The sequence below is a fragment of the Vibrio sp. KUL78 genome, from assembly GCF_059725505.1.
Window position 1 is genome coordinate 1,768,383 of sequence record NZ_AP045837.1, and the last position, 22,507, is coordinate 1,790,889.

General features: G+C 45.5%; 21 protein-coding genes. 10 read left to right on the forward strand and 11 right to left on the reverse strand.

The genetic code is table 11. The annotated features are described in order from the left end of the window. Position 1 precedes the first annotated feature (1 nt). From AC6I8Y_RS08245 to AC6I8Y_RS08270, 6 genes are all read right to left on the reverse strand, one after another. Positions 2-2,857, reverse strand: coding sequence for a formate dehydrogenase subunit alpha (locus tag AC6I8Y_RS08245; protein ID WP_394154106.1), 2,856 nt, complete (start codon positions 2,855-2,857; stop codon positions 2-4). Between the two features lie 9 nt (positions 2,858-2,866). Further along, complete coding sequence (locus tag AC6I8Y_RS08250; RefSeq protein WP_042472969.1) at positions 2,867-3,085, reverse strand: twin-arginine translocation signal domain-containing protein; 219 nt, start codon at positions 3,083-3,085, stop codon at positions 2,867-2,869. A 56-nt stretch (positions 3,086-3,141) separates the two neighbouring features. After that, on the reverse strand, positions 3,142-3,765 hold the full coding sequence (locus AC6I8Y_RS08255; RefSeq protein WP_394154108.1) for a TorD/DmsD family molecular chaperone: 624 nt from the start codon (positions 3,763-3,765) through the stop codon (positions 3,142-3,144). A gap of 12 nt (positions 3,766-3,777) precedes the next feature. Further along, positions 3,778-5,439, reverse strand: a complete 1,662-nt coding sequence (locus AC6I8Y_RS08260; RefSeq protein ID WP_498021394.1) for a 4Fe-4S dicluster domain-containing protein — start codon at positions 5,437-5,439, stop codon at positions 3,778-3,780. 254 nt (positions 5,440-5,693) lie between these two features. Continuing rightward, positions 5,694-6,224 carry a DUF3306 domain-containing protein gene (locus AC6I8Y_RS08265; RefSeq protein WP_498021396.1) on the reverse strand — a complete coding sequence of 177 codons (531 nt, stop codon included), beginning with the start codon at positions 6,222-6,224 and terminating at the stop codon, positions 5,694-5,696. Next, positions 6,214-6,705, reverse strand: a complete 492-nt coding sequence (locus tag AC6I8Y_RS08270; protein WP_498021398.1) for a DUF3305 domain-containing protein — start codon at positions 6,703-6,705, stop codon at positions 6,214-6,216. The genes AC6I8Y_RS08265 and AC6I8Y_RS08270 overlap by 11 nt, the downstream gene beginning before the upstream one ends. Before the next feature lie 134 nt (positions 6,706-6,839). Here AC6I8Y_RS08270 and AC6I8Y_RS08275 point away from each other — a divergent pair, with 134 nt between their 5' ends. From AC6I8Y_RS08275 to AC6I8Y_RS08285, 3 genes are all read left to right on the forward strand, one after another. Continuing rightward, positions 6,840-7,664, forward strand: a complete 825-nt coding sequence (locus tag AC6I8Y_RS08275) for a formate dehydrogenase accessory sulfurtransferase FdhD (protein ID WP_498021400.1) — start codon at positions 6,840-6,842, stop codon at positions 7,662-7,664. Positions 7,665-7,822: 158 nt separating this feature from the next. Then, positions 7,823-8,179 carry a hypothetical protein gene (locus AC6I8Y_RS08280; protein ID WP_042472963.1) on the forward strand — a complete coding sequence of 119 codons (357 nt, stop codon included), beginning with the start codon at positions 7,823-7,825 and terminating at the stop codon, positions 8,177-8,179. A gap of 8 nt (positions 8,180-8,187) precedes the next feature. Beyond that, a complete protein-coding gene (locus tag AC6I8Y_RS08285; RefSeq protein ID WP_234496000.1) occupies positions 8,188-8,535 on the forward strand; it encodes a GlpM family protein in 348 nt (115 codons plus the stop codon). A 293-nt stretch (positions 8,536-8,828) separates the two neighbouring features. Here the strand turns inward: AC6I8Y_RS08285 and AC6I8Y_RS08290 are convergent, their stop codons facing one another. Next, positions 8,829-10,421: an ABC-F family ATPase gene (locus tag AC6I8Y_RS08290; protein ID WP_042472957.1), complete on the reverse strand. Its 1,593-nt coding sequence runs from the start codon at positions 10,419-10,421 to the stop codon at positions 8,829-8,831. Between the two features lie 241 nt (positions 10,422-10,662). Here AC6I8Y_RS08290 and AC6I8Y_RS08295 point away from each other — a divergent pair, with 241 nt between their 5' ends. From AC6I8Y_RS08295 to AC6I8Y_RS08305, 3 genes are all read left to right on the forward strand, one after another. Next, complete coding sequence (locus AC6I8Y_RS08295) at positions 10,663-11,412, forward strand: oligogalacturonate-specific porin KdgM family protein (protein WP_394154121.1); 750 nt, start codon at positions 10,663-10,665, stop codon at positions 11,410-11,412. 193 nt (positions 11,413-11,605) lie between these two features. Beyond that, entirely contained in the window at positions 11,606-13,957 is a 2,352-nt protein-coding gene (locus tag AC6I8Y_RS08300; protein ID WP_498021403.1) for an ATP-binding protein, read from the forward strand. Between the two features lie 9 nt (positions 13,958-13,966). After that, positions 13,967-14,845 carry a mechanosensitive ion channel family protein gene (locus tag AC6I8Y_RS08305; protein ID WP_252014499.1) on the forward strand — a complete coding sequence of 293 codons (879 nt, stop codon included), beginning with the start codon at positions 13,967-13,969 and terminating at the stop codon, positions 14,843-14,845. A gap of 20 nt (positions 14,846-14,865) precedes the next feature. Here AC6I8Y_RS08305 and AC6I8Y_RS08310 read toward each other — a convergent pair whose 3' ends face one another. Next, complete coding sequence (locus tag AC6I8Y_RS08310) at positions 14,866-15,312, reverse strand: YHS domain-containing (seleno)protein (protein WP_128648496.1); 447 nt, start codon at positions 15,310-15,312, stop codon at positions 14,866-14,868. A 457-nt stretch (positions 15,313-15,769) separates the two neighbouring features. On the opposite strand from AC6I8Y_RS08310, the gene AC6I8Y_RS08315 reads away from it, so the two are divergent. Further along, positions 15,770-16,126 carry a thiamine-phosphate diphosphorylase gene (locus AC6I8Y_RS08315; protein WP_498021404.1) on the forward strand — a complete coding sequence of 119 codons (357 nt, stop codon included), beginning with the start codon at positions 15,770-15,772 and terminating at the stop codon, positions 16,124-16,126. 27 nt (positions 16,127-16,153) lie between these two features. Here the strand turns inward: AC6I8Y_RS08315 and AC6I8Y_RS08320 are convergent, their stop codons facing one another. The 3 genes from AC6I8Y_RS08320 to AC6I8Y_RS08330 all read right to left on the reverse strand — a co-directional run bounded on the left by AC6I8Y_RS08320 (position 16,154) and on the right by AC6I8Y_RS08330 (position 19,983). After that, the gene (locus AC6I8Y_RS08320; protein WP_042472951.1) at positions 16,154-16,381 is read right to left on the reverse strand and encodes a DUF1059 domain-containing protein; all 228 of its coding nucleotides are present in this window, start codon (positions 16,379-16,381) and stop codon (positions 16,154-16,156) included. A 127-nt stretch (positions 16,382-16,508) separates the two neighbouring features. After that, a complete protein-coding gene (locus AC6I8Y_RS08325) occupies positions 16,509-18,536 on the reverse strand; it encodes a sensor histidine kinase (RefSeq protein WP_234495994.1) in 2,028 nt (675 codons plus the stop codon). Beyond that, entirely contained in the window at positions 18,529-19,983 is a 1,455-nt protein-coding gene (locus AC6I8Y_RS08330; protein WP_498019884.1) for a sigma-54-dependent transcriptional regulator, read from the reverse strand. The genes AC6I8Y_RS08325 and AC6I8Y_RS08330 overlap by 8 nt, the downstream gene beginning before the upstream one ends. 239 nt (positions 19,984-20,222) lie before the next feature. Between AC6I8Y_RS08330 and AC6I8Y_RS08335 the strand changes: the two genes are divergently transcribed. From AC6I8Y_RS08335 to AC6I8Y_RS08345, 3 genes are all read left to right on the forward strand, one after another. Then, on the forward strand, positions 20,223-21,050 hold the full coding sequence (locus AC6I8Y_RS08335) for an ABC transporter substrate-binding protein (RefSeq protein WP_234495992.1): 828 nt from the start codon (positions 20,223-20,225) through the stop codon (positions 21,048-21,050). Then, positions 21,050-21,748, forward strand: a complete 699-nt coding sequence (locus AC6I8Y_RS08340; RefSeq protein WP_042472944.1) for an ABC transporter permease — start codon at positions 21,050-21,052, stop codon at positions 21,746-21,748. Before AC6I8Y_RS08335 ends, AC6I8Y_RS08340 begins: the two co-directional genes overlap by 1 nt. A gap of 65 nt (positions 21,749-21,813) precedes the next feature. Then, positions 21,814-22,503 carry an energy-coupling factor ABC transporter ATP-binding protein gene (locus AC6I8Y_RS08345; protein WP_498019885.1) on the forward strand — a complete coding sequence of 230 codons (690 nt, stop codon included), beginning with the start codon at positions 21,814-21,816 and terminating at the stop codon, positions 22,501-22,503. The last annotated feature ends 4 nt before the right edge of the window (positions 22,504-22,507 follow it).

Genomic DNA, 22,507 nt, shown 5'->3' on the forward strand with positions numbered 1-22,507 from the left:
CTTACGCTTTCTTAATGTTACAGAGAGTGACTTTGGTTTCCTGCATCTGGGTCACTGGGTCATAACCATAAGTGGTCGCAGTGTTCGCCGCTTCACCAATAACGTAAGGCACTGTGCCCTCCGGATACTTGTTGGTGAGATCCTCACCTTGGAACTTTCCGCCAAAGTGGAATGGGATAAACGCTAGACCCGGTTTCACACGAGGTGTCACCATAGCCTTCACTTTAATGCGCCCTTTCTCTGCACCCTCAACCCAGACCATGTCGCCGTCTTTAAAGCCGATGTCATTAGCGTCTTTCGGGTTAACTTCAACGAACATTTCGCGTTGTAGTTCAGCAAGCCAAGGGTTAGAACGGGTCTCTTCACCACCACCCTCGTACTCCACTAATCGGCCAGAAGTAAGAACGATTGGGTACTCGCCAGATACGTCTTTATCCTGGATTGACTTGTACATAGTTGGCAGGCGATAAATCGACTCGCTGTCATCCCATGTTGGATAGTCTGCGACTAGATCACGTCTCGGCGTGTAAAGCGGCTCGCGGTGCAGCGGTACTCTGTCTGGGAATGTCCAAACAATAGCGCGTGCTTTCGCATTACCAAATGGGATACAGCCGTGCTTGATTGCCACACGCTGGATACCACCCGATAGATCGGTCTTCCAGTTTTTACCTTCGGCAGAGGCTTTTTCTTCTGCAGTGAGGTCATCCCACCATCCAAGCTGTTTCAAAAGCTTGTCGGTGAACTCTGGGTAACCGTCTTCCAGTTCACAGCCCAATGAGTAACTGTCTTCAGCGAGAATGTTGTCACCTTCAAACTCAACACCAAAACGAGCTCGGAAGTTACCTCCACCATCAGCAACAGTTTTTGATGTATCGTAGAGAATGTGTGTGCCTGGATGTTTCATCTCAGGTGTGCCCCAGCATGGCCAAGGTAGACCGTAGGTTTCACCATTGATTGGACCGCCTTCGGCAACCAAAGAGGTCTTGTGAAAGGTATGCCAGTTCTGTTGGTGCGCTTTGATACGCTCTGGGCTTTGACCAGTGTAACCAATCGTCCACATGCCCTTGTTGAACTCGCGAGTAATGTCTTCGATATTTGGCTCGTTGTTCTCAACTTTAATGTTCTTAAACAACTCTTTCTCAAAACCAAGCTTCTTAGTAAGAAGATACATGATCTCGTGGTCAGGTTTTGAATCGAACAATGGTTCAACGACTTTGTCTCGCCATTGAAGAGAGCGATTCGAAGCTGTTACCGAACCGTAGGTTTCGAATTGCGTGGTTGCTGGCAGTAGATACACGCCATCAGTACGGTTGTTCATTACCGCAGCGTGGGTTGGATATGGATCGACGATGACCATCATGTCCAGTTTCTGCATCGCTTTTTGCATTTCAACGCCACGCGTTTGCGAGTTAACCGCGTGACCCCAGTAGAACATGGCACGAATGTTATCGTTCTGCTCGATGTTGTCTTTGTTTTCTAAAACCCCATCAATCCAACGTGAGACAGGAATACCCATGTTGTTCATTGGTTTCTTGCCACGATACTCGTTTTGGTCAAATCGCTCTTTGATCCACTCATAGTCGACATCCCATACTTTTGCCCAGTGCTTCCATGAGCCGTCTGCCAGACCATAATAACCAGGTAATGTATGAGATAGTACGCCAAGGTCAGTTGCACCCTGCACGTTGTCGTGTCCACGGAAGATGTTTGCACCACCGCCCGACTTACCGATGTTACCCAATGCAAGTTCAAGTACACAGTATGCACGAGTATTGTTGTTACCAGTGGTGTGTTGCGTACCACCCATACACCAAATGATACTGCCTGGGCGATTCTCAGATAGGATCTTAGCCGCTTTGTATACGTCAGCTTCACTAACGCCAGTTACGCGCTCCACTTCCTCTGGATTCCATTTGGCAACTTCAGCACGGATCTCATCCATACCGTAAACACGCTGACGAATGAACTCTTGATCTTCCCATTTATTTGCGAAGATGTGCCATAGTAGACCCCAGATAAAGGCAACGTCAGTACCAGGGCGCAATGAACAGTAGTGGTTTGCTTTTGCTGCTGTGCGAGTTCGACGAGGATCCGCCACAACAATTTGGCAACGGTTCTTTTCTTTAGCAATTAAGATATGTTGCATAGCAACTGGGTGCGCTTCTGCCGGGTTAGAGCCGATGAACAGCATCGACTTACAGTTGTGCATGTCATTGAAAGAGTTTGTCATCGCACCATAGCCCCAAGTGTTCGCTACACCAGAAACCGTGGTTGAGTGACAAATACGTGCTTGGTGGTCTACGTTGTTAGTGCCCCAAAGCGACGCCATCTTACGGAACATGTACGCCTGTTCGTTACTGTGCTTCGCACTACCCAACCAGTAAACAGAATCTGGACCTGACTCTTTGCGGATCTCTAAAACCTTGTTGCCGATCTCTTCAATCGCATCTTCCCAACTCAGTTTCTTCCACTTACCGCCTTCGAGCTTCATTGGATATTTAAGACGACGTTCACCATGACCATGCTCACGCAAAGCGGCACCTTTCGCGCAGTGCCCACCAGCATTAAAAGGATGGTCGAACGCAGGCTCTTGCCCCGTCCATACACCGTTTTGTACTTCAGCATAAATACCGCAACCCACTGAACAGTGAGAACAGATGGTACGTTTTACTTCAGTTTTGGCATCAACCGGTACAGATTCTGCCTGTGCCTTTTTGATCATTCCGGGCGCGAACGTATACGCACCTGCTGCCAGACCACCCGCCGCAATAGAGGAGTTGCGCATAAATGCACGGCGGCTGAGTCCTAGCTTGTTTTCGTTTTTGCTCACATTGTCGGAGCGTTTAGTTAGTTTCATACTTTGCTCCTAGAGTGTGTCGTAATAGTCTTTAACATGCTGGGTTTCGCGATAACCTGTTTTCTTCTCGTCATCGGGTTTCACATCAACTAATTCGGTGTTAGTAGCAGCATGTGCGGTACCTGAAATAACCGCTCCGGCAACAGCAGCGGTGGTCAAGCCCTTTAGTAGGTTTCGACGATTCTCGTTAAATTCACTTTTATCGTCACGTTTGGTTTGTTTACTCATAGTTTGCTCCCTGAGTGGATACCTATCCTTTTGGTGGCATCTCTAGTTAGCTGACATTACTTAGTGGTTATGTTTTTTACGTCTATTTTCATTTTCGTCTGCGTAGAGCCTGGGTTTTGCGCATAGCTCACCTGCTCCACATCGAAAAATGCTTGCATTAGTGCCGCGACAGAAGGATAAAACTGCGCACTTGGTGCGGTTTCAATCTGACGACACAAATCTGAGTACCAAGGAGAGAGGTGCTGATTAAAGAAAGCTTTCGCTTCGCTCTCCTTTTGTTGATCTATTAAGTGCGCGAGAACTTCACACACTGCGGAAATATGATCTTCAGGTTCTTTCACCGACTCCTCGCGCTCTAGACCCAAGTGGCTTAGGTCATGTCGAAGTGCAGCGAGCGGTTTATCCATTAGCGATCCTGTTAAGTGCCAAGATGCAAACGGAATCACTTCCCCTTTGCCAATACCTATAAACAAATCTTGGTACTCGTCTTCTAGCGCGCTGACCTCAGCAACGTTTGCAGCTGCAGCAAGATCCTGCCATGCACTTGTCATTTGATTAATGCCGGACTCGATTTCGAGAGAAGATAGAAAATCGAGAAGCTCTCGTTCAGGGGCTCCACGGCACAGAGTTGAAATAAGCAGGTAGATGTCACTTCGTAGTTCGTTGTTCTCGTTTTCCATTGACATACGTTCCTAATACTTGAGTTGCTGCTCTGGGTTTTCTGCCATGTTTTCAAACATATCGACGACACGGCAGTCTTCACACATCGCGATACGACGCAGTGCCGCTTCGTTGTCAAAATGAGAGTGACCGCGTAACTTATCTTGCAGCATAGTGATCATAGATTGGGGTGCGAAAGGCTTGCCACAGCTTAGACACTCCGCAGCTTTCTCTTCATGAAGTGCAATGACTTGGGTTCGAGATTCTTTGTCCCAGTTGATTTGTTGTGTGAGAGACAGTGCAGATTCGGGGCACGCTTTTTCACACATGCCACATTGCACACAGTCTTGCTCGACAAAATCTAGCGCGGGTCTGTCACCTTTGTTATACAGCGCTTTTGTTGGACACACCGCAACACAACCCATGCACAACGTGCATTTGTCAGTATGACAAGTAACTGTGCCGTATGGCGCCGTCGTTGGTAGTGACTGGATTGTGTCAGTGACGCCCTGCTTGGCAGACAACACATCTAATGAATGGAAAAGGCGCTCCCGCTTGCTTCCCTCTACGTCGCCAATACGAAGTTCAAGGTCTTTTTCAACTAACGTTGGTAAGCCTTCGCGAAGCGACTCTAGGTACAAAATATCTATCGTTTCACGAGCTAGACCGAGATTCTCTAAAAGCTGCTGTGCCATACCGACTTCACTATTAAGAACCGTTTGGATGGTCTCAGGCATATGACGGCTGGCAGCAAACAAAACTTGAGTTGCGCCGTTGACTAAGGCTGCGAACCAAGTATCGATACCCACTGAAGGAAGCTCTTCAACCACGACAGGAATGACGTTTTCTGGGAGAGCATTAAGTGCCATGGCGTTATAACTCTCGTGACGCGAGCTACAGATCAAAATGGTGGCATTTTCGCCACCTTGTTGATGATAATTCGCAAGCGTACGCTCAATAAACTTTTGCGTTTCTTGTGGTGTCGGCAATGCATAGTGAATAGCCTCTGTCGGACAAGCGGTCGCACAAGTGCCCACACCCTGACAAAGGTATGGATTTATCTCGATTTTGTGTCCGATTTTGTCATTGCCTTGGCTACTCAGTGCACCTGCAGGACATGCATCCACACAGCGCTCGCACCCTTTAACACCACGCGAACTGTGAGCACACATATCATTGTCTAGACGAAAGAATTTAGGTTTATCGAAGGTACCCATTAAACCGGGTATTTCTTCTAGCGCATCGGCAAGCGTAGGATAGCCACGACCAACAGGATAATAACCAGGGACGGGTACTTCCTCAGACATACAACCATTAAGAGAATGGTCGAGAACAATATCGAAACAGTCCCTACCCACTGAGACTTCAGCTAGATTGCTGTGAGTATTCTTATTATTGATATGGACACTGAAGGTCCCCAAGAAACCAGTGATTTCAATACTATCAGCGTAATAAAGGTTGTCATGCTCAGAAGGTTCACCATCGGTGGACAGCAAAGTAACGGAATGCATGCTTGTCAATTGCTCGGCAGTACTGGTGATAATCGCGGTAGGGCCGACTATTAGGGTGTCGCCATGACTTTCGTAGCTTACAGTTGGCGGTATTAAGTTGGATAACTCAACGGTATTTTCAAACGCGTATGAGCGTGCACGTCCATTTTGAGATGTCGCTTGTTGTAATAGTTGTTTTATCATCGCCTATTTCCAGTGTTGGAGTCTTCACGCTCCGTTTTTGGTTTCGTTTGAACCATTTACACACGTTTTGCAATAATTGTTCCAACTATAAATACTGGAAAAAAAGTTTAACTATTAGATAGTTATCACAAATTACCCTCAGTTATTTGGGGCTATTTGTCTCGTGAGACATTTTGTCTCATTCGCTGGGAAAAGAACTTGGGACAAAATGTACCTACTTTCTATGTGGTAAATTTTGTCCCTATATCAATCTATTACGATAATTTTGAGTCAGACTCTTCATCTCCACTGAGCGTTTCATTTCTTTCTGTTTGCTCTTCTTCAACCTGAGTTTCGTCTGGAATCGAAGCTGCTAGAGCCGAATCGGCAGAACCCTCGGATTCTTCAAGATGTTCTTCGACGTCCTTGACCCAACCTCTGAGTGTTTCCGCTACCTCTGTAGCAAGTGGCTTGACGGCTGAGTAGTCGTGGTCGTAATCATTTAGACCATCGACAACATTAAACTCGGGTTGCATAAAAAGCTTTCGTAGTGCTGCTTTTTTTACCGCCTTATCGACTTCTGTATTTGCAAGCAGCTGAGATATAGAAAGTTCTTCACCCTCTACCTCTGGTTCTGATTCAGAAGCCGTGTCCTCTTGTTCACCTTCTAGTTCAGCAACGCTTTCGTCGAGGGAGTGTTCTTCTTCCTGCACCTTCTCTAGCGAAACACTTTCCTGCTCCGTTTTGTCTAGAGATTGCTCCTCTAATTTCCGCTGTGACCAGCGAGATAAAAAACTATTTGCCACTCGATCGTCCCGCCCCTTTACGTTTCTTACGCCTTACTTCAAGAAGTTCACCATGTCGACCTATAAAAGCCTCCATCCATGCTTGAATAGGCAGCGGAATAGGCTTTGAGAGCACGAGGTAATCTCCATCCATAAAAGAACCAGCAACAGCCTGTGACGCTGTCACCATTATTGGTTTTAAGTTGAGCTCGTCGTGGTTATCTAACACAACGAACAGCATAGGGTTTTGCGAACTTAGGTTGAATCTATAGTCGGTACGCTCATCTCTATAAAGCTCTAAGATGGCATGGGGTTTGCTCTGATCAGTCACTTCTAATTCAAAGCCTTCAAGCTCGCGCTGAGTGCTCGTCCAGCGCCCTACCTGCTTGTCAACGATAGACAAGTCGATTTGAATTGGCCATTGATGTTCGTTTTTCTCAACTTGGAGGACATCAAAATTAGAAGTTTGAGTAGGAATGGATTCAGGAGTTTCTGACTGCATTTCATATCCCTAAATTAGCGTAAGTTATTTGCGTGCCAAAACTTTATTGGTAATAATCGTTTAAGCATTAGTGAAAACTAAGCAATTATCAAGCCAATAGCCCAGTGCTACTGCCCGACCAAAAGGATATACGCGTGGTTAAACCCAACATTATTAGAACAAGCGAAAATCCCCTTCAAACTATCGAAGTTGACGTCTATGACGAGTACGGTGAAAAACTAACCAAACAAATTGCTTGCGAGCGACCTTTAACGGTGATGCTCAACTGGAAAGAAATCGTTACTCTGATGACATTAGGCTCCAGACCCGACTCATTAGTCTTGGGCTATCTAAAAAACCAAGGGTTTCTCTCAGACCCTGCTGCCATCGAGTCACTAATTATCGATTGGGAAACCCATTCTGCTGCGGTTATCACTAAAGAAAACACTGATTTCCTTGAAGAGGCGTTAAAAAAGAAAACCGTCACATCTGGCTGCGGCCAAGGCACCATGTATGGCAATGTGATGAAGCAGTTAGAAGGCTATCAGGTCCCACAAACGCCACTTAAACAATCTCAGATTTATGCAACACTTGAGGCATTAACTCACTATAACGGTACCTACAAAAAAGCCGGTGCAGTCCATGGTTGCGCTATCTGTAAAGGCGATGAGGTATTATCGTTCGTGGAAGATGTCGGTCGCCACAATGCGGTCGACACGCTCGCAGGTGAAATGTGGATCAACGAGGAAACAGGTGACGACAAGATCTTCTACACCACCGGACGATTAACGTCAGAAATGGTTATCAAAGTTGCCCAGATGGGTATCCCAGTACTTTTATCACGCTCTGGGGTGACTCAAATGGGCTTAGACTTAGCGAAACAGTTTGGTATCACTACTATTGCGCGAGCCAAGGGGCTACGTTTTCAAGTGTTTACTGGCGGTGAGAAAGTCGATTTCGATGTCAAAGGTAACAGCTAGCCTTTGCCACCTCTGAACGAGTTCTTGAGCCTCTCTATTAATGGGAGGCTTTTTTCATTGTTTTTTCACCAAGTAAGAATTCATCGTTATTGATTGCTCGTGTCACTCTGTATTACCAACTACTCTCTCGGTTAATACCTAACCACTGCAGAGTCACCATGAATCTTATTGTTAATGTGCACAAAGGCGTTCGCAAACTCGGGTTTGAATGGGCAACACGTCAAGCCTGGAAATGTGGAATGAAAGCAAACCTTGTTACACGTGTTGTTGGGGTCGCCAAAGGTCAGATTGTTTGCGTAATAGAAGGTGTCCGAGCTGAGCTTTCGACTGAGATCAATAACCCTTATCATGATGACGAAAAACAAGGTCGTTATGTGTTTGTCGGTGGTGAGATGTGGGAACCCAACAACCTTTTAGCCCCCGCGTTTCCGAGTTTTATGTTTATGCATGTTCGCAATCTGGGTAGCAAACATAAATACATGACGGACGACGAACTGCTGTTCAACTTGGCGTAGCGGTTGAGATGGTCACTCTTTTTCTCAAGTGTTTGATTGGCGCAGCAGCCGTGATGTTGATTGCGATTCTATCCAAGAGTAAGAACTTTTTTATCGCCGGTCTTGTTCCACTGTTCCCGAGTTTTGCGCTGATTGCACACTATATTGTGGCAACCGAACGAAACATGGAGGCGCTTCGCATGACCGCACTGTTTGGACTGTACTCGTTAATGCCTTATGCCGCTTATCTGATTGCTGTTTATTATTTTAGTTATCATTTGTCTGTAATGGGTACGCTACTGTCGGCAGTGTTGGTGTGGGTGATGTTTGCGTATTTGTTGTTGATGGTTTGGGTACGAAATGTGGTTGTGGTTTAGTGGTACCGCTAAGCGAATATTTTGCTCCTCCCCTTGCTAAGGGGAGGCTGGGAGGGGTGAATGCGTTGGACTCAAAGCAAGCTCAAAACAAGATTGGGTTAAAAAATCTAAAGCAAGATTCGACTCTCCATTTGTCGTGATTTCACCGCATTTACCCCCTCTAACTCCCCCTTATAAATGGGGAGAACTGCAGGCTAGCTCCTAACGTCGCATCGCCCACTTTTAAATACTAGTTTTCTCTCACATACAAAAAAGCCCCGCTTACGCGAGGCTTCATTCAGGTATCTAACCGATTATCCATCAATCCCTTTCGATCTCAAGAACTCAGCGTATGTACCACGGAAGTCATTAATCTTACCGTCTTTGATCTCTAGAATTCGAGTTGCAAGAGAATCTACGAACACGCGGTCATGAGACACGAAGAACAATGTACCTTTGTACTGTTCTAGCGCGCTGTTCAATGACTCGATAGATTCCATGTCCATGTGGTTCGTCGGTTCGTCCATCAATAGCATGTTTGGCTTATGCATCATGATCTTGCCTAGCAGCATACGACCTTGCTCACCACCAGAGAGGACTTTTACTGACTTCTTAATGTCGTCCTGACCAAATAGCATGCGACCTAGGAAGCTACGGATAACTTGCTCGTCATCACCTTCTTGGCGCCATTGACCCATCCAGTCCATAAGATTCATGTCTTCTTCGAAGTCATGAGCATGGTCCTGTGCATAGTAGCCAATGTTGCTATTTTCAGACCACTTGTATTCACCAGTACGAGGCTCTAGCACACCAGCAAGCGTGTTAAGCAGTGTTGTTTTACCCACACCGTTTTCACCGATGATCGCAACACGCTCACCGACTTCGAAAATTGCGTTAAAGCCTGAAAACAAATCATCTTCAAAACCTTGGCTTAGGTTTTCTACGTTAAGCGCGTTACGGAAGAGTTCTTTTTCTTGGTCAAAACGGATAAATGGGTTTTGACGGCTTGAAGGCTTAACTTCTTCTAGCTGAATCTTATCGATTTGCTTAGCACGAGATGTTGCTTGCTTCGCTTTAGATGCGTTTGCAGAGAATCGCGCTACGAAGGTGTTTAGCTCAGCAATCTGAGCTTTCTTCTTCGCGTTGTCTGCTAGTAGACGTTCGCGTGCCTGAGTTGCCGCAACCATGTACTCATCATAGTTACCAGGGAATAAACGAAGCTCACCGTAATCGAGGTCAGCCATGTGGGTACACACTGAGTTTAGGAAGTGACGGTCGTGCGAGATGATAATCATGGTGCAGTTACGCTGGTTCAACGTTTCTTCTAGCCAACGAATGGTGTCCATGTCCAAGTTGTTGGTTGGTTCGTCGAGTAGCATGATGTGCGGGTCAGCGAAAAGAACCTGAGCCAATAGCACACGCAGTTTCCAACCTGGAGCGACTTCACTCATCAAGCCAAAGTGCTGCTCTTCTGGGATACCTACCGCAAGCAGTAATTCACCTGCTTTCGCTTCCGCCATGTAACCATCAAGTTCTGCGAACTGAACTTCAAGATCCGCTACTTTCATGCCATCTTCTTCACTCATTTCAGGCAGTGAGTAGATACGGTCACGCTCTTGCTTGATAGCCCATAGCTCTTTGTGGCCCATGATAACAGTGTCTACTACCGTAAACTCTTCATAAGCGAACTGGTCCTGGTTCAGTTTTGCAACGCGCTCGTTCGGATCGTAAGAAACGTTACCGCTCGTAGGTTCTAACTCACCGCTCAAAATCTTCATGAAGGTCGATTTACCACAGCCGTTTGCGCCAATAAGGCCATAACGGTTGCCTTCGCCAAACTTAATAGAGATGTTTTCAAACAGTGGTTTAGCACCAAACTGTTGAGTGATATTTGCGGTCGATAGCACGAGCGTTACCTTTGTGAATTAACAAAACTGCGCAACCCTACAGTCTCTTGGTCTGAGATGCAAGCAAGAACCACTTTCTAAAAGCAATTCTCTTTAGTTTCTATTGATTTCTACTTCCGTTGAAATTGACCGTATTTCGCACCCAATTGAATAATCCGCACCGTCAACAAAGGCGGTCTTAACTGCTAACCAACCTTAGGTTGTTGACGAATCATTTATAACTATTGGAGTAGAGTAAACAATGAAAAAGTTAGTAGCATTGGCAATAGTAGCAACGTTTGGAGCACACGCAGGTGTTTATACCGATCTGAGCCAGAAATCAAACGGCGACACTAGTGCGAAAGTTGGCTACGCTTTTGAAAATGGAATTTCGACAAGCCTAGAACACGTACGTAAAAAAGGCTTAAGCAAGTCTAAAGAGACAACCCTTTCTGGTGCTTGGGCTGTTTCTATCACAGATGGCTGGTATGTAAAGCCACAAGCAGAAGTTAAGTTTGATCATGGAGAAACAGTATCCATTCACCAGCCAAAAGATTTCAGTTTTAACACGACGATCAACCCTACTTATAAACTTGGACTGGAAACGGGTTATGAATTCGAGAGTGGACTCTATTTAGCAGGTCGTTATCGCTATGAAACGACAAATGTTAGTGCCAAGTTTGATGACATTGCTGGTAATCGCAAAGAGTCAGGTGATCACAATGTAAAAGTACATCGTACAGATCTTAAGTTTGGGTATGCAATGGACGCGGTTGACTTGAGTGTCAATTGGGTTCGTAAATCGACCAACGAAGAAGTCGTTTTAAGTGGTCTGGGCTCTGTAGGCATAATAGACTACACGCCTAATGAATTTGAATTTAAAGCGACACTGACAGACTTTGGTGCTGTCGCGCCTTACGCTCAATACACATATAAGCCAGAGTATAAGATTAACAGCGTTAAACTTAATCCAGAAAACGAAGTTAAAGTTGGTTTTGTTTACAGTTTTTAAGCTACTCCAATAGCTGAAAATAGTTAATGGCTTGCCAAGCCCATTAACGCCCTGTTCATAGCTCCGTATACTATGACGCCCTAGCCCATTTTGGTTTGCCAAAGTGGGCTTTTTTCGTTTGATGGCGGCAGGGTGTAAAGAGTGCAACTACACTAAATAAGAAATCAAATAGACTCAACCAGTTACGGACAGTATGACAACAATGATTAGACACACTTTCTGGTTAGTGGTGGTAACTCTCATTCTTAGTTTCCCGGCATCCGCTCGTTGGGACTATCAAGATGACGACCTGCCAACTCCATCTGAAGATGCTCTATCTCTGGAGTCAGAGATTAGTCGACTTCCATCCAAGCTGTTTATGACACCATCAGATTCCAACAAGGTTCGTCGGTTGCTCTCTTATACCTTGGATCAGCAAGACCGTGAAATTATTGCCTTTAACGAAGCGTTGGCGGTCTATCGTGATGAGGCAGATGAACAGCATTGGTTTGATGTTCAAACTCAATACTTGACGTTGAACAGCCTAAGCCTAAGTAAACAGACGCTGTTGGAACTTGCATCTGATAAAACCTTCGAGCAATTGACCGGATTTGGCCCCGACGGCGTTACCCAATTTAAACAAGAATTCGAAATAACACGGCTTAACGCTGAATACTTTGTGTTCTTCCAGCTAAGAAGCTTAAAAACCTTAATCAAGGAGATCTTTATCTCCCCTGTTCCCGTTATCTGGGTTGGTGTGCAAGTCTTCTTTATCTACTCAATTCTAATGTGGTGGTTAGCGAATGAAACAAGGCTATTTGAACAGTTCAAAGCGCACGTCGCCGCTGCAATGACGAAACCACCTATTTGGGTTCGTTTAATTTGGTATATAGGGCGCGCGAGCAAGGCGATTGCGTGGTTAGTTGCAATTACCGTCTCGTTACGGGTGTTAAGCAGCATTGACGCCCTTTCTCAGCTCTATTACATCGAGCTCTTTACGTGGTGGATACTGGGCGGTTCGATTGCCATCTCTTTCATTCTCGAGTTCGTCCAACGTAACAGTTTAGCGACCAATAAAACGGTAGCGGCCCTAAGACTCTCTACGGTGCGTCGTTACGTCTGGAGTTTTATTGTTGTTGGGTTAGTGCTGCAAATCGCCTCTCAAACCCTAGGAAAAGGCACCATTTACTACTGGATAACCACCTTATTCTCCCTTTGGTTTGCGCTCATTACGCTAAGCGTGATTATTATGTGGAAAAAGGTGGTGTTTGAATCGCTCGATAAGATCTCAGACAAGCCTATGCTCATCCATTGGGCTTCGACCAAAAAAGATGTGTTTATTGTTGGTCTTATCGCGACCGCGATCGCAACAATGTGGATCGCTTTCCACCATCTTAAGAATCGCCTTATTGGGCTTTTATCCAATTACACCTTCTTTAATCAGGCCCTAACTTACTTGTTTAAGATTGAGGTTGCTAAACAAACTGGTAGTAATGCCGATGACAACCTCGTGAGAGTAAAAGGCGATTCCACGTTTGATTATGTTCAGCCAGGTGATGATTCAAGCCCATTGATTTCATACGCAAAAGATGAAATGCAGCAGCTTTCAAAATATCTTCTTACCAACAGCCCGGCAATTTGCGTCGTCACTGGTGAGCGTGGTGTTGGTGCGACGAGGTTGCTCACGCAAATACTTCACAAAGCGAAAAACGCTGAGCCTATTTATATAAACTGCCCAATTGCGGGATATCAAGAACTCCTTGTCCACCTCGCTGTCAGCTTAGGTCTCGAGGAAGAAACAAGTGAGGTCAAAATTCTTAACCACCTCAGAAAAAGTGACACCCATTATTTAATTGCCATCGATAACTGTCAGAGGTTGGTGAAACCAAAAGTAGGCGGACTGAATGACCTTATTCGCTTTACCAACCTATTGCGCCGTTCGAAACAAAGCCATCGTGCGGTATTCTCTATAGAAAAAGCCAGTTGGCGCTTTGTAGACAGAGCGCGAGGAGAACGTCTGCTATTCGATTGGGTCGCATTTCTCCCTAGATGGAGTGAAGAGCAAATTGCTGGGCTGCTGGATAGCAGAATTAATCAGGATGAAAACTACACTGTCAGCTTTGAAGGGCTCACCGTACCAAAGCAGTGGGATAATGACAGTGAATCGGAAGAAGACCGTGCCAAGCAAGGCTTTTATCGAATCCTTTGGCACTATTCAGATGGTAACCCAACGGTTGCGCTGCGATTCTTTCGATTCTCTCTCAAGCGTAACAAAGAAACAGACAATGTCGTTGTAAGGTTGTTCCATGCGCCAGAATCTGAAGAGCTAGACAAGATGCCTAAACCCATGCTCGCCATACTTCGCTCCATCGTTCAGCTTGAATCAGCGTCTCCAGAGGATGTGTCTGATTGCACTCAGTTGACCATCTCCGAAGTGATCGGCACGCTAAGATACTTCCAAAGTCGCGGCTACATTGATTGGAACGAGGATAAAGCTCGTATTTCAGACCACTGGTTTAGGCACATCACCAACGTTCTAGATCGCCAACATTTACTCGTTAAGTAAGGAGCCGAAATGACAAAGTTTTTCGCTTTCACTCTGCTTTTGTTGTTCCCTCTCTGTTCATTGGCGAGCGAGGAGATTGCCAACGTCGATAGCATCACTCAGTTTGCAACACTGATTCGTTGGTCCGGTGTACTGCTCAGTATCTTTATCATTATGGGTACTTGGCTGCTCATAAAATTTATGAACTCGATGGTCGAGAGTATTGGCGGTCAGTTTGTTCAGTATCGAATGCTGCTTCAAAAGCTTCAGTCATTTTTGCAGTTCTTCATCTATATGACCGCTGGTATTGTGGTATTCATGCTCAGCTTTCGAATCAACGACCATATCTTAGCTTTAATTGGCGGCACCCTCGCCGTCTCTGTCGGTTTCGCGATGAAGGATCTCGCTGCTTCGTTTATCGCTGGCCTTACTGTCATGATCGATAGGCCGTTTCAGGTGGGTGACCGAGTCACGTTTGAAGGTAACTATGGTGACATACTAACCATAGGTTTACGCTCAGTTCGTATGCGCACCCTAAACGATGACATTATCACCATTCCTAATAACAAGTTTCTAAACGAGGTAACGGTTAGTGGTAACTATGGGGCACTCGATATGCAGGTCGTTATCCCTTTCTATGTAGGAATGAACGAAGATATTGTTTTAGCTCGTAATCTTATACAAGAAGCAGCGTCATCGAGCCGCTATATTCACCTACCGAAACCCGTTACCGTTTTGGTTAAGCAAACCATCACCGATAACTACTTGGCGATTCAGTTAACGTGTAAAGCATATGTGGTGGACACCGCGTATGAAAAACTGTTTGAGACTGACATTACCCTTCGTGTTATGAGTGAGTTCAAGAAACACGGTATTAATCCACCGCAAATCGCTGTGCACTCAAGTTAAGAGTAATGTCTTTGTCGTAATCAGTTATTTAATAGTTGCGGCCAGTTTTTGTCGGCGCTTGCTATGTTGCCGGGAATGTCCTGCTGCCATGTACTTTGAACAGAACGACTATAATTAAGGTACAGTTTGTCGTTATGTATGTACCATGCATTGGGATCGATTTTCGCGGTATAGCCCTTGCTCACGGCCCATGCACAGTATCCTCCATACTGGGGGGCATACTTTTCTGGGTTTGCGGTAAACAAAGAGAGATTTTCTTGCGATGAAAAGTACCATTCAGCATCGTTCCAGCTGTAGGTATAGTCGCTATCGCCTTTTACTGGTTTTCCCTCAGTAAAATAAGCGACAGGATCATAGCCTCGAATAGCCTTTCCAAAGAAATCACTGTAAACAGGCTCTACTGCATGTGCAGTTGCCGTCAATGCGAGCCATAAAAATACTGGTAGCGCTAATCTAAATAGTTTCATGGTCTCTCCTTGTTTTGGATACGTAACAGCAATAGTAGACAGGACATCTAAGTAGAATCTTTCAGTCCTTTTAAATACATAGTCTATTTTTGGAGGTTCCTATGAAATTGTTATGTATTTTAGCGCTCGGCGTAAGTAGCCTCGCTTTTGCCGGAGGAAATACGGGGGGAACACCCACCGTTCCTTGTTGGGTGGATGGCAATTACGAGGGCAACATGCTGATTACCAAGTGTACTCAATTAGGCGGCTACCCTAGTCTAGAAAGATCGCAACAGTAATCCACGGCACACTATTATTGGTTTTACTAACCAAAAAATTTGTCGTTCAAACAAAAACATCAAGTTGAAGGGCGTTCGAGCCCTACCTACTATCTTCGGCACATAACGCCGCTCTCATTCCCCTGAGGCGGCGTAACTATGAAAACTCTGGAGTAGTAAACTTGAATAAGTTCTCTGATATGAATTCCAATAAATTGGGCAAAGAACGTTTGAAACGTGAGCATGATTTGCTAATGCTCAACCGCGTAACTGACCGTGAATTTGAATCAAGAATGGCAATCTGGGATGCGATATCTCTCGCAAGCGCGCCACTAGGAGAAGCTAAACAGTTTGTAGAAGCGACCTTCAATAAACTGCAAAAAGACATCTCTGCAGCAAGTAAAGAATTTACACTAAGTTTTGCCGATTTTGAGGTGATGGCTAACGAGGAGATGAACTACATCCGCGTGAATGTCGCAGATACTCGCTCCCAAAAGATTTGGTACGGTCTTATTTCTGTCATGGTCCTAGGTACTATCTGCATCTGCATGGCGTGATGCCTACCTGTGATGAGTAGCGCGAGTTTAACTTTCGTCAAATTCGCGCTTTTTATTGTTGTACCAAACCTGCATTGCAGCAGGATCTTTCATCAACTCTTGCATCTTCGCCATAGCATCGAGATGAGCAGGCTCTTGCTGTTGGTACATCTCCATACCGTGTTGTTTACTGAGCTCAGCAATCTCTTCGAACGTATCTGCCTGAAATTCAAAGTCACAAGCCCCTCCGAGCTGTTTACATGTCATTGATTTCATCCTACTTCCCTCTTTTTTATGACCAAATTAATCTAACTTAATCTTAGTCAACACGAAGCGTTTGTTATGTGAAATGACAGCCTTACTTCATTAGATGCAAGTTTGGGACAAACTCTTCTTAACGTTTTTATGCACTTACGAGTAAATGATGATCAGCTTTATTAGGAAGATACAACGTAAATTGGCTCCCTTTACCTACCGTAGATTGAACCTTAATCTCGCCACCAGTTTGGCTGAGAATACTCTGTGAGACTGATAGACCGAGTCCGGTTCCATCACGCTTTGTCGTAAAAAACGGGTCAAAGATACGTTTCAGATTGAGTTCAGAGATACCACACCCTTCATCGATAACATGCACCAGAGCACCGATGCTCTCTTTGCCCTCAATCCAATCTTCGGTCAGTACGGTTAACCTGCCCTTACCGCTCATGGCATGAATGGCATTCATTTGCAGGTTCACAAGGATCTGCAATAGCTGATGGCGATTGACCTCGACCGGTGTTTTAGCATGCAAGTCGACGATAAATTCAATATCACGTTTCTTAGAACCTGTTCTAACTAAGGTGACGCTCTCGTCCACAATAGGATTAACATGCTGCCACGTTATCTCATCTTGTACTCCGCCCTGGCGACTGTATTGCAGTAGGCTTCGTGTGATGTTTCGAATACGATCGATTTGAGCAAGTATGGTATCGACTTCTTCCTCTACACGCGTCATATCTGAGCCGAGCTCAAATTTGATCAGTTCGACGTTTCCGAGTATTACTGCTGTTGGGTTGTTGATCTCATGAGCAATACCGGCTGTTAACTCACCGAGAGCAGCGAGCTTTTCATTGGTGACGAGTTTATCGCGAGTTTGGTTTAAGAGCTGAATATGTAATTCAAGCTGCTCGGTTTTCTCCTTTAGACTTGCCGTTCGAGAATGAACCTTAGCCTCAAGCTCATGCGCAGCCTCTTGAATTTGCTCATTCCGGTATTGAAGTTGGTTTAGCATGTTATCGAACTGAGTGGCCAGCTGACTCAGTTCATGATTGGCATTCAGCCCAAGTCCACCTATACGCTCTTCGTCTTTACCCAGTTGCACCATTTTTACTACGCGGTGAATCTGCTCAACTGGGCGAAACAGATCTCGAGCACCACGATAAACGATTAGTCCGGAGATAAGTAACAGCGTCAGTATTATAGCCGTTACTTCACCGAGGTTAGTGATATAGGTTTTGATAAGTGGCCAAATTAAGTAACCGGTATAAGTAATACCCACCGTCTTACCATGAAGGTCGACGATGGGATTGTAGCCAGCAATGTACCAAGAGTCATAGACAAAGGCCTTGTCTATCCAGCTTTCTCCCTTAACGAGAACCGCCTGCTTAACTTCGTCTGAAACTACCGTTCCGATAGCACGTCGACCTTCGTAGGAGTCATCCATAGGTACATTAGTGGCGATACGTAAATCATCCAAAAACAGAGTGACGGTTCCCGACACTGTACGTTGGTGGGTGCCGCTAGGGTAAATCGTGCTTTTGATTTCATCGACGAGTTGAAGGTTATTGTTCATCAATACCCCACCGTCGAGATAACCAAGTAGATGACTTTCACGATCGAAAACTGGGATGACTGAACGGCTGACTAATGAGCGAGTCTCTACGATTTGTCTGTCTTGATGCCATACTTCTGAGTGATCAGTAAGCGTAGGTTCGATGTCGGTCGCTTCTGAACTGGTTAACACGTCAAAAAAGCTTCGAGCGCCCGCCATTTCTTGATAACGACCCAGATCCGCTATTTGAGATTTTGGGTTCCAACGCAGAAAGTCTAAGCCGTATCTCGCCCTCTGTGAGCTTATCCAAGTGTCAAACTCGTCATGGGTCTGAAGATGATCAAGACGTGTTCGGAACTCATAAGACGAAGAAAACGCTTCCAAATGTTCGTACTGCCGCTCCTGTAGGCGATGGATCTTATCTTCGACGATATTTAGGCGTTCAGACACATCTACCAGCGCGCTCTGCCACGTGTAATGTATTGACCAATAGGCCGTAATGCCAAACAAGGCAATTAACGTAAGTACAATTGGCGCGGACGTGAGAAACAGCAGGCGATAGCGAACCATCGATGACATTCGATATCGCCATTTGCTAATAAAACGATTTTCCTTATTCATCAGACCCGTTCTCGTCCCACTCTTTGTACTTGCGTTCTAGCGTTTTACGGGCGACACCAAGGTCTCGTGATGCAGCAGACTTGTTACCTGAGTGATAGTCAACCACCTGTTGAATATGAGACTTTTCTACATCTTTTAACGACCAGGAATTTGGATAGCCAAACTCTGCTTCAATCGGCGTTGTGGTACTTGGCATGATAGTAAGATCATTGACCGACATAGTGATCGCTGTATTGACTGCACCACCTTTCATCTCAACAAAATGGTGTGCTGGTGGTTTATTGAGCAAGATACAGCGCTCCAGCATGTTCTTAAGCTCACGAACGTTGCCTGGCCAGTCATAGTCTTGCATCATGTGCATATCTTCGTGCGCCCATTTAGGCTCTGGAACACCGAGTTCTTTAGAAAGATAACGCGTGAAAAACGGGACTAAGTCAGAAAGATCCGCCAATCGTTCTCGTAGTGCGGGCACATCAATTTTTAGCACGTTCAGCCGATAGAACAAATCCTCTCGAAACTCTCCTTTGTTTACTTGGTCTCGTAAATTTCGATTCGTGGCGGCAACGACTCTTACATCGATACTGATCTCTTTTTCTGTGCCTACGGGACGAACAGTACGTTGCTCAAGAACTCGAAGCAGTGACGCTTGCATCGCCAGTGGCATTTCGCCTATCTCATCTAAAAATAGTGTTCCGCCGCTCGCCACTCGAAACAGCCCTTCTCGGTTTTTCTTAGCTCCAGTAAAAGCGCCTGCTGAATGGCCAAACAACTCACTTTCTAATAGTTCAGGAGCTAGTGCTCCGCAGTTCACTGCGACAAAAGGTCCCTGCCTTTTGCTCGCCGCATGAATACCTCTAGCCACCAGCTCCTTACCTGTCCCTGATTCGCCTTCGATAAGAACAGACGCTCGTGACGGTGCGAACTGAGCAATGAGTTGTTTTAACTGCTTTGTTTTTTCAGAATTGCCGATGAGATCTTTACTTACCCTGCGACTGATATCGTGACTTAGCGCGAGATTCATTCTTTCAGCAAGGCGTTTATCCATACAGCGCTTAACGGCTTGTAGCATTTGCTCAAGGTTAAATGGCTTAAGGATAAAGTCTGATGCTCCCAGTTTTAACGCACTGATTGCTACTTCTAGGTCTGCGTAGCCAGTCATGAAGATAATGTCGGCTTTTCGCTCTTGATCATTAAACGCCTCCTCCCATTCGATACCTGAGCGACCAGGAAGGTTGATATCGAGAATAATCAGATCGTAATGGTTAGCTAGACGCATCTCTTCCGCCTGCTCGACACTGCTTGCGGTTTCAACATGACCGAAGCCTTTGCTAAGCGCTTTTTTCAGGACGGTTTGCATTCCGACTTCGTCATCGACGACAAGCACAGAAAACGCAAGATAGGGAGAAGACTGTTGATTTGGGATATCTGATGTTTGGAAGAAAGTCATAAATAATTGTTATTGTTCCTATTTGAGACAGAGTGTACCAATCTGTGGCGAAACATCATGGGTAATATTGCGACATTTTGTCCCAGCTCAAATTAATTGTAGTTTACTCTCTGAATTTTTTAGCAAAATGTCGCACTTTGCCTCTTTTTTCCTAAGGAAATTATGGCATTGTCTTTGCTTAAGGATAGAGCTCGCAAAGAGCACATGGTTTTACGATAAAAACAAAAATGGAAATTACTATGACATTCCCTCGATTAATGGTGACGGCGGTATCCCTAGCTACGCTATCTGTTTCGGCTTATGCAGACAGCACGGAGCAACCGCGCGTCAGACTTGCAACGACTACTAGCACGTACCATTCAGGCTTACTCGATTACCTTCTCCCAGAATTTACCCAAGAAACTGGTTATCAAGTTGATATCATCGCAGCGGGTACCGGTAAATCGCTAAAAATGGGCGAAAATGGCGATGTGGACGTAGTAATGACGCACGCGCCTAAAGCCGAAGCTAGCTTCGTTGAAGCAGGCTACGGCATCGAACCACGCAGTGTGATGTACAACGATTTTGTGATTGTTGGCCCAGACAAAGATCCTGCTCACATCCACGATCAAAAAAGCATCGAACAAGTTTTTGATCATATTGCAAAGACAAACGCTATCTTCATTTCGCGCGGAGATGACTCGGGAACACACAAGAAAGAGCTGCAGATCTGGAAGCAAACCAAGATTGAGCCTGATTTCGGTGGCTACCGCTCAGTAGGTCAAGGTATGGGGCCGACACTGAATATGGCATCAGAGATGCAAGGTTACACGATGACTGACCGTGGTACTTGGCTCGCTTACCAAGCGAAGCTTGACCTCAAAGTGTTATTTGAGGGTGACAAGCAGCTGTTCAACCCATACCAAGTTATCGTGGTGAATCCACAGCGTTACCCTACTCTTAATACTAAAGGCGCTCGTGCCCTGAGTGACTGGCTTGTATCGGAGAAAGGTCAATCGATGATTAACAGCTACCGTAAAATGGGTGAGCAGTTGTTTGTTGCGGATGCAGAGAAAAACAACAGTTAATGAGTATCACCGAAACGACAATGGAGGCCCTTGGCCTCCTATTTAGCTTAGATAAAGATCTATGGCGCATTGTGGCGGTTTCCTTCAGCGTTTCGATATCTGCTGTCTCACTGGTTGTGCTGCCCGCGATCATCGTCTCCTATCTTCTCGCCTACACGAACTTTCCCGGAAAGTGGTTTTTACTATCATTGGTTAACACGATGCAAGCCATTCCGACGGTCGTCATTGGTTTGTTGCTTTACATGCTGCTGTCTCGCTCGGGACCACTTGGTAATTGGGAGATGCTGTTCACGCAACGCGCAATGATTGTAGGTCAAATACTGATCTGCTTTCCTGTGCTCGTTTCAATGATGCATGGCGCACTGCAAAGTACCGATAGACGTGCACTGGAAACGTCTGTCACCCTCGGTGTATCACGCTTTCGAACTCTAATGACATTGATTTGGGAGTCTCGCTTCCCTCTTATGGCCGCTGTCGTCGCTGGCTTCTCTAGAATCGTGACAGAGGTTGGCTGTTCAATGATGGTCGGCGGCAACATTATGGGTTTAACTCGAAATATCCCAACCGCTATCGCAATGGAGAGCCATAAAGGCGCATTCGCTCAAGGTGTCGCCCTTGGAATCGTTCTACTTGTGTTAGCACTCGTGCTCAACTTCCTTCTTTCATCAATGCGCGGTAAGGGTGTACTGAGAACCTGATATAGCTCCACTGTTTTTGATACTAACCACTATAATTAATCCAAGACTCTGCTTAAGGGACAACAATGACAATACAGCTACAAGCAAAGCAGGTTTCAATGCGATTCAAGGATCGCGTCCTTTTTCATATCCCCAGCCTTACAATTGGTCCAAATGAAGCCGTTTATCTGAAGGGAGACAATGGCGTTGGTAAGACAACATTACTGAAAATACTTGCCGGACTGCTCAAGCCCACATCAGGCGATGTGCTGCCTCGCCATCAATCGCTGTTTACTGGCTTGTTTCGCGGGCCAGGACGCAAAGACGTTATTTATTTGCACCAATCGCCTTATCTGTTCGATGGTTCAGTATTTCAGAATGTTGTGTACGGCATCAAACACAAGAATTTAGATCTTCATGACAAACGTGCTGAGGTGATCTCAGCCTTACGCCTTGTCGGGCTTGAAACGCTCGCTGACGAGCACGTCTCTGTACTGTCTGGTGGTGAAAAGCAGCGCGTTGCGATGGCGCGAGCATGGGTGCTAAAACCTTCGATTTTACTAATGGACGAACCAAGCGCCTCTCTCGACCAAGAGTCTATCGAGCGTCTTGTCTTTATGGCTCAAGATTTACTAGAGCATGGCTCAAGTATCGTCATTACAAGCCACCAAACCAACGCATTAACTCGGTTGTGTCGAAAACAATGGTGGATTAAAGACTGCACCTTGATAGAATCACCATTGCTACAAATCATCGATAAAAAACAAAAAAGATAAAGAG